Annotated in this window: 18 protein-coding genes; 2 read left to right on the top strand and 16 right to left on the bottom strand. The window is 31.8% G+C overall.

Annotated features, from left to right (window positions below; all coding sequences use genetic code 11):
• Window positions 1-36: 36 nt before the first annotated feature.
• The gene (locus ACESR5_RS00090) at window positions 37-582 is read right to left on the bottom strand and encodes a DNA-3-methyladenine glycosylase I (protein WP_373153693.1); all 546 of its coding nucleotides are present in this window, start codon (window positions 580-582) and stop codon (window positions 37-39) included.
• Between the two features lie 82 nt (window positions 583-664).
• Here ACESR5_RS00090 and ACESR5_RS00085 point away from each other — a divergent pair, with 82 nt between their 5' ends.
• On the top strand, window positions 665-1,987 hold the full coding sequence (locus tag ACESR5_RS00085; RefSeq protein WP_087242947.1) for an RsmF rRNA methyltransferase first C-terminal domain-containing protein: 1,323 nt from the start codon (window positions 665-667) through the stop codon (window positions 1,985-1,987).
• Window positions 1,984-2,433: an HD domain-containing protein gene (locus ACESR5_RS00080; RefSeq protein WP_087304554.1), complete on the top strand. Its 450-nt coding sequence runs from the start codon at window positions 1,984-1,986 to the stop codon at window positions 2,431-2,433. The genes ACESR5_RS00085 and ACESR5_RS00080 overlap by 4 nt, the downstream gene beginning before the upstream one ends.
• A 10-nt stretch (window positions 2,434-2,443) precedes the next feature.
• Here the strand turns inward: ACESR5_RS00080 and trxA are convergent, their stop codons facing one another.
• From trxA to ACESR5_RS00005, 15 genes are all read right to left on the bottom strand, one after another.
• A complete protein-coding gene (gene trxA / locus ACESR5_RS00075; protein ID WP_373153692.1) occupies window positions 2,444-2,752 on the bottom strand; it encodes a thioredoxin in 309 nt (102 codons plus the stop codon).
• A gap of 114 nt (window positions 2,753-2,866) precedes the next feature.
• The gene (locus ACESR5_RS00070) at window positions 2,867-4,723 is read right to left on the bottom strand and encodes an ABC transporter ATP-binding protein (RefSeq protein WP_373153691.1); all 1,857 of its coding nucleotides are present in this window, start codon (window positions 4,721-4,723) and stop codon (window positions 2,867-2,869) included.
• A 1-nt stretch (window position 4,724) separates the two neighbouring features.
• On the bottom strand, window positions 4,725-6,458 hold the full coding sequence (locus tag ACESR5_RS00065) for an ABC transporter ATP-binding protein (protein WP_087242957.1): 1,734 nt from the start codon (window positions 6,456-6,458) through the stop codon (window positions 4,725-4,727).
• 41 nt (window positions 6,459-6,499) lie between these two features.
• On the bottom strand, window positions 6,500-6,958 hold the full coding sequence (locus ACESR5_RS00060; protein WP_087304557.1) for a MarR family winged helix-turn-helix transcriptional regulator: 459 nt from the start codon (window positions 6,956-6,958) through the stop codon (window positions 6,500-6,502).
• 164 nt (window positions 6,959-7,122) lie between these two features.
• Entirely contained in the window at window positions 7,123-7,434 is a 312-nt protein-coding gene (locus ACESR5_RS00055) for an RnfABCDGE type electron transport complex subunit B (protein ID WP_087305438.1), read from the bottom strand.
• Window positions 7,424-7,609: a hypothetical protein gene (locus ACESR5_RS00050; RefSeq protein ID WP_087242963.1), complete on the bottom strand. Its 186-nt coding sequence runs from the start codon at window positions 7,607-7,609 to the stop codon at window positions 7,424-7,426. The genes ACESR5_RS00055 and ACESR5_RS00050 overlap by 11 nt, the downstream gene beginning before the upstream one ends.
• Window positions 7,609-8,181, bottom strand: coding sequence for an electron transport complex protein RnfA (locus ACESR5_RS00045; RefSeq protein ID WP_087297112.1), 573 nt, complete (start codon window positions 8,179-8,181; stop codon window positions 7,609-7,611). Before ACESR5_RS00045 ends, ACESR5_RS00050 begins: the two co-directional genes overlap by 1 nt.
• Window positions 8,182-8,184: 3 nt before the next feature.
• Window positions 8,185-8,835, bottom strand: coding sequence for an electron transport complex subunit RsxE (gene rsxE / locus ACESR5_RS00040; RefSeq protein ID WP_087242967.1), 651 nt, complete (start codon window positions 8,833-8,835; stop codon window positions 8,185-8,187).
• A gap of 13 nt (window positions 8,836-8,848) precedes the next feature.
• Window positions 8,849-9,373 (bottom strand): FMN-binding protein, encoded by a 525-nt coding sequence (locus ACESR5_RS00035; protein ID WP_087242969.1) that lies wholly within the window; start codon window positions 9,371-9,373, stop codon window positions 8,849-8,851.
• Between the two features lie 12 nt (window positions 9,374-9,385).
• Entirely contained in the window at window positions 9,386-11,245 is a 1,860-nt protein-coding gene (locus ACESR5_RS00030; RefSeq protein ID WP_373153689.1) for an RnfABCDGE type electron transport complex subunit D, read from the bottom strand.
• A 15-nt stretch (window positions 11,246-11,260) separates the two neighbouring features.
• Window positions 11,261-12,568: an RnfABCDGE type electron transport complex subunit C gene (locus ACESR5_RS00025; RefSeq protein WP_087297110.1), complete on the bottom strand. Its 1,308-nt coding sequence runs from the start codon at window positions 12,566-12,568 to the stop codon at window positions 11,261-11,263.
• Between the two features lie 119 nt (window positions 12,569-12,687).
• The gene (rlmD, locus tag ACESR5_RS00020; RefSeq protein WP_087297109.1) at window positions 12,688-13,992 is read right to left on the bottom strand and encodes a 23S rRNA (uracil(1939)-C(5))-methyltransferase RlmD; all 1,305 of its coding nucleotides are present in this window, start codon (window positions 13,990-13,992) and stop codon (window positions 12,688-12,690) included.
• Window positions 13,952-14,770, bottom strand: coding sequence for a YihY/virulence factor BrkB family protein (locus tag ACESR5_RS00015; protein ID WP_087242976.1), 819 nt, complete (start codon window positions 14,768-14,770; stop codon window positions 13,952-13,954). Before ACESR5_RS00015 ends, rlmD begins: the two co-directional genes overlap by 41 nt.
• 33 nt (window positions 14,771-14,803) lie before the next feature.
• Window positions 14,804-16,093 (bottom strand): HlyC/CorC family transporter, encoded by a 1,290-nt coding sequence (locus ACESR5_RS00010; RefSeq protein ID WP_087242978.1) that lies wholly within the window; start codon window positions 16,091-16,093, stop codon window positions 14,804-14,806.
• A gap of 123 nt (window positions 16,094-16,216) precedes the next feature.
• A complete protein-coding gene (locus ACESR5_RS00005; RefSeq protein WP_164483495.1) occupies window positions 16,217-16,369 on the bottom strand; it encodes a hypothetical protein in 153 nt (50 codons plus the stop codon).
• Window positions 16,370-16,559: the final 190 nt, after the last annotated feature.

Below are 16,559 nucleotides of genomic sequence, written 5' to 3'. Positions count from 1 at the left end.
ATTGCTTATTTATTATATTACATATCTTTTTAAAAATCAATAAAAATCGCAATTTATTTCATGATCATTATATATACCAATAGCCTGCAAATAACTATATATAATTGTTGGACCTACAAAACAAAAACCATGTTTTTTTAAATCTTTAGAAATTTGTGTAGATAGTTCATCACTTGATGGAACATCCTGTGATGTCTGATAATGATGTTGAACCGGTTGAAAATCAACATAAGACCATATAAAAGAATCAAAACTTCCATATTGTTTTTGAATTTCAAGAAAAGCTTTGGCATTCGTTATAATTGCCTTCATTTTTAAACGGTTCTTGATCAATCCTTCTGTTTGCATTAACTCATCATATTTTTTTGAATCATATAAGGCAATGCGATGATAATCAAAATGATCAAGAGCCTTATCATATAATTCTTCTTTTTTTAAAATAATATCCCAGCTCAGTCCTGCCTGTAAACCTTCTAAAACTAACATTTTATATAATTGCGTTTCATCATGTTGAGGAATACCCCATATATGATCATGATAAGCGATTAAACGCTCATTATATGCCCATTGACACCTTTTCATACCATCACCGTTTCTTATTTTAACATATCTTTTCTAGTTTACATAGACATTTTTCACTTGTATAATAGCATTGGTGAACAAAATGAATGAATTATTTAAAAATGAAATGAAAACAATATTAAAAGATGAATATGATGATTTTATACAATCATTACAAAAGCCTCCTGTTAAAGCTTTTTATTTAAATCCTTTAAAAAAGGATTGTCTACATTATTTCAATCAGGATGCTATTTCTCCCCATCCAGTTGTACCAGATGGATATTATTTTGATTATGAAAAATACCCACTAGGAAAATCTCCTTTTTTCTCTTGTGGTTTGTATTATATTCAAGAACCAAGTGCCATGCTTGTTGCTCATTTTTTAGACATTCAAAAAGATGATTATGTATTAGATATGTGTGGTGCTCCAGGAGGAAAGAGCTGTGCAGTAGCTAGTCGATTAGGTCCTCAAGGCTTAATGATTACCAATGATATCAATACATTGCGTGCCAAAATTCTTTCTGAAAATATTGAAAGATTTGGTTTAAAAAATACCATTGTAACCAATTGTGATCCTATTCAATTTACAAAAATTCTTCCTGAATTTTTTGATAAAATCATTTTAGATGCACCTTGTAGTGGTGAAGGGATGTTTAGAAAAGATGAACAAGCTATCACAACATGGTCCCCTGAAAAAGTACAGGAGTGTGCCTATATTCAACGACAATTGATTGATCAGGCGATGCAATTATTAAAGCCTGGAGGGACACTGATTTATTCTACCTGTACATATAATACAAAAGAAAATGAAGAACAGATCAAATATATTCTTGAACGATATGATTGTTGTTTAAAGCCACTCAAAAGAAGTCATGGAATGGCTAATGGCATTGGACTAGATGGAGTTGTTCGTTTATATCCGCATCATTATCAGGGCGAGGGACATTTCATTGCCTGCATTCAAAAAAATGGTCAGTCTGTATCTAAAAAATACAAGCCTATGAAACCTCATATTTCTAAACAAAATCAAAAACTGGTTGATGAATTTTATCAGAAATATCTCAACATTCCTACTCCTGATTATCTTTATGACAATCATAATCATATTTATGCTCTCATGCCTCAATTCCCTGATTTACAAGGAATACGTGTTTTACGCAATGGACTTTATCTAGGGGAATGTAAGAAAAACAGATTTGAACCAAGTCTTGCTTTAGCTTTAACATTAACTCAAAAAGACGTCAAACAGTTTTATCGTTTTCATGAAAATGATGATGAAATCAAACAGTATTTGCATGGAGAAGCCATCCAGGGATCAAACCACAAAGGTTATGGTGTCATTTTTGTAGAAGATTATCCTCTTTCTTTCTATAAAGAAAGTCAAGGCTTAGCTAAAAACTTATATCCAAAGGGGTTAAGAAGATGAATCGTTATGAAACATTAAAAGACTATTTCTTTACACATATTGAAGAACAATGTCATGGTATTTATAAGCAAAAAGCTTTACTACACAGCATTCAAGTCTCTACTTTATGTCAGAAACTTGCCTTAGAACATCACTTAGATGTTGAACTTGCAGGCATCATTGGATTATTTCATGACTACATTCAATTCACTCAACATTCCTCATTCCAGCATGGTCTAAGATGTAGTGAATGGATCAGTAGTATTTTAAGTGAATTTCAGGATGATGAAAAAGCTATTATTCAACAAGCCATTGCTAGACATAGTGAAAAAGATAAAGTTGATGATGCATATAGTGAGATTCTTAAAGACGCTGATGTCTTAGCCCAATACTTTGCTGAAACAGATATTGTTTTATCAGACGAAGGACAAAAAAGACTTAAAAAATATCTCCCAGAAAAAATCTAGGAGATATTTTTTATTTCAACATATTTTCTAAAGTTTCATAAGGAACAAATCCTAATTGACGATTGACAGCTTGTCCTTTTTTAAAAGTTATCAATGTTGGAATAGATTGTACACCAAATTGCATTGCAAGAGAAGGTTCCTGATCTACATCTACTTTCACAACTTTGACTTCAGGATGTTCCTGTGCCAATTTATCAATACTTGAAGCTAACATTTTGCATGGTCCACACCAGTTTGCAAAAAAATCTACAAAAACAACATCATTTTGAGCAATAACATTTTCAAATTCCTGACTGTTAACATGTAAAACTTCTGACATAAAATGCCCTCCTTTATTTTATTATAGTTTTCTTTTTTTGATTACATACAGAGTTTAACATAGACTTCTTATTTTTACAACGAATGTGCTTAAAAAGAAAAAGGTCTGACGACCTTAATCCATTTCAATAGCTCCTGTATACAATTGATAATATTTACCTTTTTGTTTCATCAATGTTTCATGGTTACCTCTTTCAATGATATGACCATGTTCAAGAACCATAATACAATCACTATTTTTAATTGTAGATAATCTATGAGCAATAACTAATGTTGTTCTTCCTTCCATTAATCCATCCATACCCTTTTGAACAAGAGTTTCTGTTCTTGTATCAATAGATGAAGTAGCTTCATCTAAGATTAAAGCAGGAGGATTCGCAACAGCAGCACGAGCAATCGCAATTAATTGTCGTTGCCCTTGAGAAAGATTCGCTCCATCTCCAGTTAACATTGTATCATAACCATCAGGTAGATGTTTGATAAAAGCATCTGCATTAGCAAGTTTAGCAGCTTCAATACATTCTTCATCAGTCGCATCTAAACGTCCATAGCGAATGTTATCCATAACAGTTCCTGTAAATAAGTGTGTATCTTGCAATACGACACCTAATGAGCGACGTAAATCATCTTTCTTAATTAATTTGATATCAATACCATCATAAGTAATCGTTCCACTTTGAATATCATAAAAACGATTAATTAAGTTTGTAATAGTTGTTTTACCGGCACCAGTTGCTCCAACAAAAGCAATTTTTTCACCAGGATTAGCAAATACATCAATATCATGTAAAACCATATGATCATCAAAATAACCAAAGTTGACATTTTCTAATTTCAAGTCACCTTTCATTTCAACCAATTCTACTTCACCGTTTGCTCTTGGATGACGCCATGCCCAATGTCCTGTACGTTTATCAGTTTCCACCATTTTCCCATCAACAAATTCTACACGACATAATGTCACGATACCTTCATCTACTTCTTTTTCCTGATCCAACAATTCAAAAATACGTTTCGCTCCAGCTTGTGCCATAGCGATAGAATTGATTTGCATAGACACTTGCCCAATTGGGTTATTAAAACTTCTATTCAATGTCATAAATGCAACAAGTGTTCCAATTGTTAATGAAGAATCAAAACCAGATAATGCCAAAACAGCTCCAATCACCGCACATAAAATATATGACATATTTCCTACCTGAATGGTAACTGGCATTAAAACATTGGCAAATTTATTAGCTTGATATGAACTTTGACGTAATTCTTCGTTAATATCTCTAAAACCTTCAATAGCTTTTTCTTCATGGTTAAACACTTTAACAACTTTCTGTCCAGAAATCATTTCTTCAATATAACCATTGACTTTTCCTAATGTTTCTTGTTGTTTAATAAAATATTTTGCTGAACGTCTTCCAATAGAACGTGAAATAAAGAGAATAATACAAACCATAATGACACTTATTAATGTTAAAGTCACATTTAACATTAACATTGATATAAGAACAGTAATAATTGTAATAGCACTTGAAGTAAACTGTGGAATAGATTGACTAATTAATTGTCTTAAAGTATCAATGTCATTTGTATAAACAGACATAATATCTCCGTGAGTTGTTCTATCAAAATAACGAATTGGTAATGATTCCATGTGTTCAAACATTTCTACACGTAAATCACGTAAGAAACCTTGTGTAACAGTAACCATAATACGGGTATAGGCATAAGCAAAAACAATTCCTGCCAAAAAGAAACAAGCCATAACAGAAAGAGCAGAAAACAATCCAGAAAAATCAGGAGATGGTTGTCCAATTAAAGGCATAATATAATCATCAATTAATCTTTGTTGGAATACCTGGCCCTGTACACTACAAATGGCCTGTCCAATAATACATATTAAAACAATAACTATAGCCAAACCATAACGTTTAAAGACTTTCTTTAAAAGACGTGCTAAAACATTTTGTTTTTTCATATTATGCTTCCTCCTTTCCTTTTGTCTGTGTTTCATATATTGTACGATAAATACCACTTGTTTTTAATAAATTTTCATGTGTATCAAAATCATCAATAACACCATCATTTAATACAATAATACGATCTGCATTTTGCACACTTGATACACGCTGTGAAATAATAATTTTTGTCGTATCTGGAATACGTTCTTCAAATGATTTTTGAATACTTGCATCAGTCGCAGTATCAACAGCACTTGTTGAATCATCCAGAATTAATATTTTTGGTTTCTTTAACAATGCTCTGGCAATACATAAACGTTGTTTTTGTCCACCAGAAACATTTGTTCCACCTTGTTCAATATAAGTATTATACTTATCAGGGAAATCTTGAATAAAATCATCAGCACAAGCCAAACGACATGCTTCCTGACATTCTTCTAAAGTCGCATTTTCATTTCCCCATCTTAAGTTCTGTAAAATAGTTCCACTGAATAAGACATTGTTTTGTAAAACAACAGCTACTTCATTTCTTAATACTTCCAAATCATATTTTCTAACGTCTTCACCACCAACAATGACACTTCCTCTATCAACATCATAAAGACGACTGATTAAGCTGACAAGTGTACTCTTAGCACTTCCTGTACCTCCAATGATTCCAATTGTTTCACCAGAGTGAATGTGGATATCAATATCTCTAAGTACTGGTTCACCTGTTCCATGTTTATAAGAAAAAGTCACATGATCAAAAGTGACAGATCCACTTTTCACTGTTTTTAAGGCATTTTCAGGAGAAACCAAATCTGATTTTTCATTTAAAACTTCGGCAATACGTCTTGCTGAAGCAAATGACATTGTAATCATAACAAATGCCATAGATAACATCATTAATGACATCAAAATATTCATGATATAACTAAATAATGTCGTCAATTCTCCTGTTGTTAGAGTTCCACCAACAACACTCTTTGCTCCTAACCATGATAAAAGTAAAATACATCCATAAACAGCTGTCATCATAGCAGGGTTGTTTAAAGCCAATACAGATTCAGCCTTTACAAATAAACGATAGATATTTTGTGCAGCTCTTTTAAATTTTTCATTTTCATATTTTTCTCTGACGAATGATTTGACAACACGAATAGCGACAACATTTTCTTGAACACTTTCATTTAAATCATCATATTTAGGAAAGACCTGATTAAAATAACGTGTCGCTGTAATCATGATAAATCCTAAAACAATAATTAAGAATCCCATTGCTCCAACAAAAATCAAACTTAATTCATGATTAATCATAAAAGCCATTGTCAGGGCACAAATTAAGTTCATTGGTGCACGAATACACATACGAATAATCATCTGATAAGCCATCTGAACATTCGTCACATCTGTTGTTAAACGTGTAACAAGTCCAGCAGTACTGTATTTATCTATATTAGAGAATGAAAATGATTGAATATTTGTATACATTCCATCTCTTAAGTTAGCAGCAAATCCTGTTGAAGCCTTTGCGGCATATTTCCCAGCTAAAAAACCAGTTGATAAAGTTCCAATTGCAATAATAAACATGATAAATCCATATTTATATACAGCATTAATATTTCCAGCTTCAATTCCTAAATCAATAATTCTTGCCATTAACAAAGGAATCAAAATCTCCAAAATAACTTCGACGATAACAAAAAACATTGTTAAAAAAGAATCTTTTTTATATTGTTTGATTTGTTTCATCAATGTTTTAATAACCATATAACCACCCCTTCTTTAAAGATTTGTAACCAACACGATTGCTAATCTGTAGATTCCTGTTCATTTTTAGACATATTTTGAATCATATGATCCGCAACATCTATAAATGTTTCAATTTGTTGAGTTGTTAAACCATCAGTTAATTTATCATGAAGTTGCATCATAGCCTGATTAATCCATTCATGAATCTCTAAACTTTTTTTGGTTAAAACAATTTTTTTCAAACGTCCATCATAATCTACAGGAACACGTTCAATCAACCCCCTCTTATTCATCAAGGTCAGCATTTCAGAAGTCGTTGAACGATTAATAGAAAATTCCTCTTCAATATCCTTTTGAAAAGTATCCTTGCCTTCACTGTCTCTTAATTGAATAAAACCAATGATCCATGTTTGCATCATTGTCGCTCTATCATGTTGGGGTCCCAAATGTTTATCCATATTTCTTTTCATTAAATTGCTTAATGTTTTAATACGATATCCAATTGGATCTCTAAACATCGTACCACCTCCATTGTTCGGTTACGAACAGTATTATAATACACATTTTTTTGAATGTAAAGCATTAATATATAAGAAGTCCAGTATTTTTAAAATGATCACTCAAAACAAAAATATAAAAAAAAGGAAATTGACACTTCATAGTCAATTTCCATATCAAACATTTAAATTGAAACGTTTACTGTTTTTCCATCTGGTCCAGGTGTTTCATTTAAATAATTTGCAATTTTTTCTCTTGTTTCCTGATTGCTGACAACACAGGCAGACACTTTTGATGCTTCTCCTTCAACCAAAGCACCAGCAAAACCAGCACATCCTGGATAACCACAACCACCACAATTGGCACCTGGCAACATTTCTGTAACATCGCTGATACGGTTATCTTCTTCAACACGAAGATATTGATTCGCTATACCTAAAACACATCCAAGTACAGCTCCAATAACAAGCAATGCTAAAATAGCACTAATTTGCATCTTTGACTTCCTCCTTATGATGAGCACTGTGATGAGAACAAGCAATGTTATTGCATCCTACACATTCACTCATATCTTCACACCCTTCTGGTTTTGGTGTGTGTTTATTTAATAAATATGTTCCAATAAAGATGGCTATTAAAATAACTAGCCAAATAATTGCCCAAATAGTCATTAAACAAGACCTGCGATTCCGGCAATAGCACATGCCATAATACCAGCAGTAATTAATGCAATTGGTGTTCCTTTAAAGCTTTCAGGAACATTTGCAATGTCTAATCTTTCACGAATTGTCGCAAAAACATAAATAACAATTGTAAATCCAATTGGTACTGCAAGACCTGCAACCATAGCTTCAATAAATGTATAACCAGCACTGATATTATCTAATGCTACACCTAATACAGCACAGTTTGTTGTAATCAAAGGTAAATAGACACCCATTGATTTATAAATTTCTGGACTTGTCTTTTTCAAGAACATTTCAACAAATTGTACTAAAGACGCAATAACCAAGATAAATGTAATTAAATCCAAATAAGTAATATTTAATGGAGTTAATACATAATAGTATAAAAGATATGTGATAATTGATGCTAAGAAGATGACAAATGTAACAGCATATCCCATGTTCAAAGCATTTTTAGGTTTCTTAGAAACACCTAATAATGGACAAATAGCATAAAACTTACTTAATACAACGTTATTAACAAACGTTAAACCTACAAATAAACTTACTAATTCCATAAACTATTTGACCTCCGCTTTCTTTGCTTTATTAGCTTTTCTTACTTTTAAGAATTGAATAAACGCAAGAATTGTTCCTAAAGTAATGAAGGCTCCAGCAGGTTGAGTAAACAAGCTGATTGCGTAATCACTAAAGAAACTAAATTGGAAAATAATCTGACTTGCATCAAATGGATTATATAATGATAAACCACCTGTTCCAATTAATTCTCTAAAGAATGAAATAATCACAACTGCAAATGTATATCCAAGCCCCATTCCTAAAGCATCTAAAATAGAGTCAACAACACCATTTTTAGAAGCAAAGCTTTCTGCTCTTCCTAAAATAATACAATTGACAACAATTAAAGGAATGAAAACACCTAATGATTCATACAAAGCAGGTGTATATGCATTCATAAGCATTTGAACACATTTAACAAGTGTTGCAATAATAACAATAAATACAGGTATTCTAATTTCGTTAGGAATGATTTTTCTTAATAAAGAAATAATAAAGTTACTCATTAACAAAACACAAATAACAGCCATTCCCATACCAATTGCATTTGTTAATGAAGTTGTAATTGCTAGGGATGAACATAGACCTAACAATAAAACAAAGATTGGATTTTCAGCAATTAATCCTTTTTTAAATATATCAAATTTCTTCATCTATGTTCCCTCCTTACTTATAGTTTTCATTGTAATGTTGTGTTGCTTGTTCAATTCCTTCAACAACAGCTGTTGAAGAAATTGTAGCACCAGAAATTGTATCAATAGAATCACCAATGTTCTTACCTACAACACTACTAATAAATGCTTCGCCAGCAACTTGATCACCAATACCTTTTGTTTCAGTACTGCAATCAATAATTTGTAATCCTTTATATGTTCCATCTTTATCTAAAGCAATCAAAGCTTTAACTTCTCCCCCATATCCTTGAGCAGCAGTTTCATAAATATATCCTACAGCACTTCCACCTTTATCGGCTTCATATACTGAAACCAAAGCAGGATAATCACTTAAAGAAACATCTAAAGCTTTAAATTCTTCACCACTAGAATAAATTTTGACTAAATTTTCCTTAACACTGGCAATTTTTTGTTCTTGAATAATGGGATCTGTCATGCCATTAACAAATGACAAAGCGCCTCCAGCTAAGCCAGCCACAATTGCAAGGAAAACAGTTAATTTAACAATATTTTTCATCTTATTTCCCTCCTACTTTGTTTGATCAATAGCTTCCTGAATAGCATTGACAATTCCTTTTGTTGTAACTGTTGCTCCTGTTGATGTATCAATTCCAGAAACATCAGCCCATTTAGTTTCGCCATTTAAAACATTATCATGGAAAGTTTTGGCTTTTTCATTTAAACTTCCACCTGTTCCTGATTCGATTAAATCTTTTCCAAATCCACCTGTTTCTCCAGCGTATTCAACAACTTCTACTTTTGTGACAGTTTCATTTGCTTTATTCACAGAAACTTTAACTGTCATTGGATTAGCATCTCCACCAAATCCTTTTGCTGTTAAAGTATATGTGTAAGTATCACCATCAACAACCGGTGCTTTTTGAGCTTGTTCAATCGCACCTTTTATAGCATTGACAATTCCTTTTGAAGTGACTGTCGCACCTGTTGATGTATCAATACCATCAACATCACTTGTAGAAAGACTACCATTTAACACTTGATCATAGAAAGTTTTGGCTTTTTCATTTAAATTTCCACCTGTTCCTGATTCGATTAAATCTTTTCCGTATCCACCTGTTTCACCAGCGTATTCAAGAACTTTAACAGATTCAACTGTATCACCATCAATTTTAACTGCCACTTTCATTGGATTAGCACTTCCACCAAATCCATTAACTTGCATGACATATCCATCATCAGTTGTTTCAAGATATGTCCATTGAACTTTATTAGCTTCTTCTTCAGCCTTTTTCTTTTCTTCTTCCTCTTTTGCTTTTTGAGCTTCTAATGCTTCCTGTTCAGCTGCAGCAACATCATTTTTAATACCTGTGCTGATACCAAAGACACATGCAACAGCTACAACTAAGCTAATACCAATAGCAGTCCATTGTTTACCAACATTTTGGTCAGTTCTACCTAAAACAAATGAGTCAATTAATGGTGTTAACATATTCATCATTAAAATTGAGAATAATACACCTTCAGGATAATTCGCTTTTAAACGAATAATCATTGTTAAAAATCCTAAACAAATACCATAAATAATCTTTCCTAACGGACTAGATGGTGATGTAACTGGGTCCGTTGCCATAAAGACAGCCCCAAACATTGCTCCACCTAAACAGAAATGAATTAATGGATAACTTATAGGATCTAATCCATTCACTAAAGCAAACACTTCAGCTAAAACTAAGATTGTTCCCATATAAGCAACTGGAATTCTCGCATCATAAACTTTTCTGATAGCTAATATAATTCCAACAATTAAAATCAATACAATACAAGTTTCTCCTAAAGCACCAGTATGATTACCGAAGAATAAATCACCTAAAGTATAAGAGAAGCTTTCTCCACCTAGCCATGAAGTTCCAGCCAACATTGTTGTTGGTGTTGCTTTTGTTGCAATATCAATACCATTTACAGTATCAGGAATATTTGCAATCAGTTCTGCACCATAAGCCAAATGTACAACAACACGACCAACTAAAGCTGGATTGAAGATATTGTGTCCAAAACCACCATAAACCAATTTACCAAAGAATATAGCAATAAATGAACCAATAGCTGTCACATATAAAGGTGTTCCAGCTGGCAATGTTAATGTAAAGATAATAGCTGTTACCCATGCAAAACTATTTTTCAAATAAGTGAGAACTTTTTCTTTATGAATAAGTGCCCATACAGCTTCAGTTGCAATCGCAACAACCAAAGAAACAATATACATCAATGCAACATGCATCAATGGATCATTTGTTGTAAAGTTATAGTAATAATAATATAAAGAATAAGCAACTAGCACCAAAAGACCAATTGTCAAATCTCTCATAATACGATGTGTAGAGAGCTTTTGTCTATAATTTGGTGATGTTTTTTGTAAAGTAATTTTCATTAATCTTCACCCTCCCTACGCACTCTTTTTTCTTTGTGCTAACTGGTAACGACGTTTTGCTTTTGCAACCATATCTGTCACTTCAATCTTACTTGGACAAATATATGTACACATACCACATTCAACACAACGAGATGTATCTAATTTTTCAATAAGTTCAACATTGGCTGCCTTTTCTGCCTGCATAATACGTACAGGTTGCAAATGCATTGGACAGTGCAATGTACATTCACCACATTTTAAACATGGTAATGGTTGAATATTTTCTTTTTTCATAACTGTAATGGCATTGTTATGAGAATAGATTACAAATGTATCATTCATAACAGATTTTCCCATCATTGGTCCACCACCAACTAAGAATCCATCACAATCTTCATCAATATATCCACCAATTTTTTCAACAATATAATTAACTGGTGTTCCAATTGCGACATCAACATTTTGTGGTTCTTTCAAACCATTTCCAGAGAATGTCACAACACGACGTGTAATTGCTTCGCCTTGACGAATTCCTTTAGAAACAGCAATTGCTGTTGATGAGTTATTGACAATAACACCTATTTCAGCAGGTAAACGATCATATTCCTTTTTAAAGACTGTACGAATCAATACTCTTTCCCATCCCATAGGATAACGATCAGGAACTTCACGTGGTTCAATGTTATCATAGTTTTTAGCTTCTTCTACTAAGAGTTCCATTAAATCAGGTTTATGTTCCTTAATAGCAATAATGGCTTTTTTAGCTCCCGCAGCTTGAATTAAATAATGTGTCCCATCAAAAAGTGCTTTAATATCTCTCTTCATAGCGACATGATCACTTGTTAAGAATGGTTCACATTCTACACCATTAATTAAAATTGTTTCAATGTTTTGAACATTTTCATATTTAACATATGTTGGGAATCCAGAACCACCTAATCCAACAATTCCCAATTCTTTAATGGCTTTAATAATATCTTCCTGACTCATATGATCAGGATCACTGACTTCATATGCTTTTACTCTTTCATCTTTATGATCATTTTCAATCACAATATGATTTTGTAAACGCTTTGAAGCATGCATACGTTTTTCTATTCCCTTAACTGTTCCAGAAACTGGAGAATAAATTGGAACGTACATACTTTTACGTGTTGCCAATTTTGTTCCAATGCAGACATGATCTCCTTCTTTAACATGGACATCAAAATCTGTTGCAACTCCTAAAACAAGGGGAACATAAATAACGTCAGGTGTTTCGATAGTCAAAATAGGTTTATCTTTAGTTAAGCCTTTTTGGCCATCTAACTTTACTTTTCCTTTTCCAGATAAAATTGACATTATATCCCTCCATATCTTTAAAATACTAGTATAGTATAGCATTTTTTTATGTATTTGGAAATAGAATTATATCCTATGTTCACAAAATGTTCACAAAAAAAGTTTCCCATAAAAGGAAACTATTTTCTAATCAGACTAACCACTGTATCAAATTTGGCAGAATATGGATATGTATCTATAGGAATGATCTTTTCTATACGATAATATTTATCCAATTCTTCTAAATCTTTCGCTAAAGAAGATGGGTGATCACTGACATATATAATATGTTTTATTTTTGATAAGATAAAACTTTGTTTAAAAGCATCACTTAATTCAGAACTTCTTACAATCACTTCATCAAAATGATTCTTCTTGCATTGTTGAATACATGCTTCATGAACATTTTGACAAATCCATTGAACATTATCTTTAACCAAGAATTTTGCATTTTCTTTTGCATCACGAATATGATAATTCTTTTCATCAACAGCAACAATATTTTGTTTTAAAGAAAGTTCTAATAAACCTATTCCACAATTCAATGATAAAATCTTTGAATTTTCAGATAATAAAGAACGAATTGTATCAAGTTTTATTTTTTCCATTTGAGGATAAACAGGAAATTCAGATTTTATCGAATATAAATACTTCTGATCAAAACACTGGAATGGCAAATAAGATTGTCCATAAGCCTTTTTATATCCTTGCATTTCAAATTGCTGATAACGTGTTGTATTGATTGTATACCAGATACTTTTCACTTCAGGAATTTGACTGATATCATTGATGACTTCCTGTTTCATGCCATCCTGTCCAGTCACAAATAAAACTTGAATTTGTCCATCAATATTTCGCATACGCATAAAGCGTAAACCTTTTTTTACTTTATCGTTATAATCTCTGACATGATGTTCATTTAAAATATCTTCAATTTTTTGAATACATGTATTGATCAAGGAATCTTGCATTGAACATTGATTCATTAAAGTTAAATATTTTGTTTCACGCTGAAAAATTCCAGCATGTACTTTTCCCTTAAAATATGTTATAGGCAAAGACACAACCTGACGATAATGTAAAGTTTCAGGTGCTTTTATTGTTTTTTGAATAGGTAAACGTTCTACATCAAAATGTGTGTATTTCTTTAAGGCATCTTTCAATAATCCTTTTTTAAATGATAAATGTTTTGAATATTCAAGCGTTGTTAAAGCGCAGCCTTGACAATTTGTGTACTCTTTACAAACCGATGGTTGTCGATATGGTGACTTTTGAATATATCTGACAACTTTTCCCTTTGTAAATTGACGTGTTCTTTCAATGATTTCAACATCTACAATTTCACCTGGCAAAGCATCTTGAATAAAGCATATCTTTTTTTCAATATACCCTATTCCTTCACCATTAATTCCCAATTTCTTTATTTCTACTCTTTCTTTTCTCATCAGAGATCCTCCTGAAATATAATATATTTGTAATATACATGCCAACATAGAAAAATTCGGCAGTCCAGTTAAAAACAAACAAAACAATCACAATAGAAGCCAATGGTCCATATACGGACTGATAATCAGCAATTTGAAAATAAAAACTCAATGCATAGTATAATATCAATAGTAATACACTGGCAACCAATGCCCCTTGAAAAGCATCGCTATAATGAATTTTCATTCTTGGTACAATCATATAAATGCCCGTCAAACAAAAACAAATCAAAGCATATAATAAAATATGACGAATACCCGCATAAGAATATAAAAAATTAAAAATATACGCTAAAGGGCCAATTGCTGTGATTGCGATGACACCAATCAATAACAATAACAGATAAATTGTTACTTTAATTGTATATATATAATACCCTAAAATAGTTTCTTCTGTTTCTGGGTGATACATACGTTTACTAATTTCATATATGTTACCAACACCTCTTGATACTGTATAAATAGATACAAGGATTGTGACAAAGGCAACAGTATTAAAAGAACGTGACTGTAAAATATCTATCAGCATTTGTGCATATTCTTTGACTACAAATTGTTCAATGATATTCTGTAAAATAGTCATATCAATATTAAACAGTGATGTTCCTATTGCAATCAATGTAAATGCTGGTATTAACAGCAACAGAAGATAAAAAGATAAGGCCGCAGCAGCATACGATGGTATAGCAGTACGATAATCATCATATATAATTGTACATCGCTCATAGAATTCTCTCATAAATGGCCTCCCACCAATAAGAGAGGAAAAACATTAACTTTGTTTTTCCTCCCCTTTCTCGTCTTCATTTTCAAATCCCTTTTTTAAATGCAACAATACAATTCTATTCTTATCAATTTCTTTGATTGTAAATATAACCGAATCAATAATGATTTCCTGATTGATTTCAGGACTTCCATTACACTGTCCTAAAACCAAACCACCAATAGACTCAAAATCTTCTGAATCAAATGATGTTTCACAAACATCATTAACCTCATCAATATTCAAACTTCCATCAATGAGATATTCACCTTGACCCAAATCAACAATGGACTGTTCAACTTCATCATATTCATCATCAATTTCGCCAACGATTTCTTCTACAATATCTTCTAAAGTTACAATTCCACTCATGACACCATATTCGTCTAATACGACCGCTAATGACACATGATCTTTTCGCATAGCTTCAAAAACATCAGAAATCTGATTGAATTCATAAACAAAATAAGTATCACGCATGATTTTTGTTACATCAAAATCTTCACGGTGAACATCATATAAAAACAAGTCTTTAATATATAATACACCTATAATTTCATCATATGAATCATTATGAACAGGTAATCTTGAAAATTGAGATTCTCTAAAAGCCAAAATAATTTCATCATAAGTCGTATCATCAGAAATACTTTCAACATGAATTCTTGGGGTCATGACTTCTTTAATTTCAGTATCACCAAATTCAAACACATTATGAATCATTTCTTTTTCTTCATCTTCCAAAACGCCTTCTTCATGAGAAACAGTAACGATGGTTTTTAAATCTTCTTCTGTCATTGTTGGACCTTTGTTAGCATCGCCACCAAAAAGACGAACAAAAAAGCCTGAAACAATATTTAAAATAGCCACAACAGGAGTAAAGATAATAACGATAAACTTAATGAAACGACATACTCCAAAAGCAATAGATTCAGCATTTTGCGTAGCTAGAGATTTAGGCGTAATCTCACCAAAAATTAATATAATTAAAGTCACAACACCTGTTGCAAGTGCAACACCCGTTCCTTCATTACCTAAAATACTAATCACAAAAGATGTCGTTAAAGAAGAAGCAGCAATATTGACTAAATTGTTTCCTACCAATATCGAGCTTAATAAACGTGTCTGATCTTCTAATAATGACCGAATGAGAATCGCTTTCCTATTATTTTCCTCCGCCAATGTCTTTACTCTTATTTTATTGATTGACATAAACGCTGTTTCACTCATTGAAAAAAGAGCCGATAATGAAATAAGCACAATAAAAGTAAAAATCATGACTATCTGACTCGAGTCCATTTTGATACATATCTCCTTCTCATCACATAAATTTCCTAAATATTACTATAAAACCATTGAATTGTCAAACGACCTCTACTTTATAGTATAATATCATTTTTAAAATTATCAATAAAATCCATCTTAAGATTTATTTTTATCTTTCATCTCTAACCACTGCATCCATTCACGATGTTGTTTACGTTTTTGTACAAGAAAAAGAATAGGAAAAACAATACTGCTAACTGCAATCATCCCTAAAAAAGACATTATTAATGTTTGGTTAATCATTTCCATCTATTTTCACACTCCATTTTTATTATAACAAAAAAAGTACACCCATGACAGATGTACTTTGTGAATTATTATAATAAAGATTGATATCGTAAATTGAAAAACTAAATTCCATCCCTAAATCAATTTATATGGAATTTAATTTTACAAATCCAATGATAGAATTTAATTCTGCAAACTTTTATAATAATAG

The sequence above is a fragment of the Clostridium sp. AUH-JLR23 genome (assembly GCF_964238065.1).
Lineage (GTDB): Bacteria > Bacillota_I > Bacilli_A > Erysipelotrichales > Coprobacillaceae > Allocoprobacillus > Allocoprobacillus merdigallinarum.
Note: the sequence above shows the minus strand (reverse complement) of the source record. Positions and strands in the feature narration are given on the sequence as shown.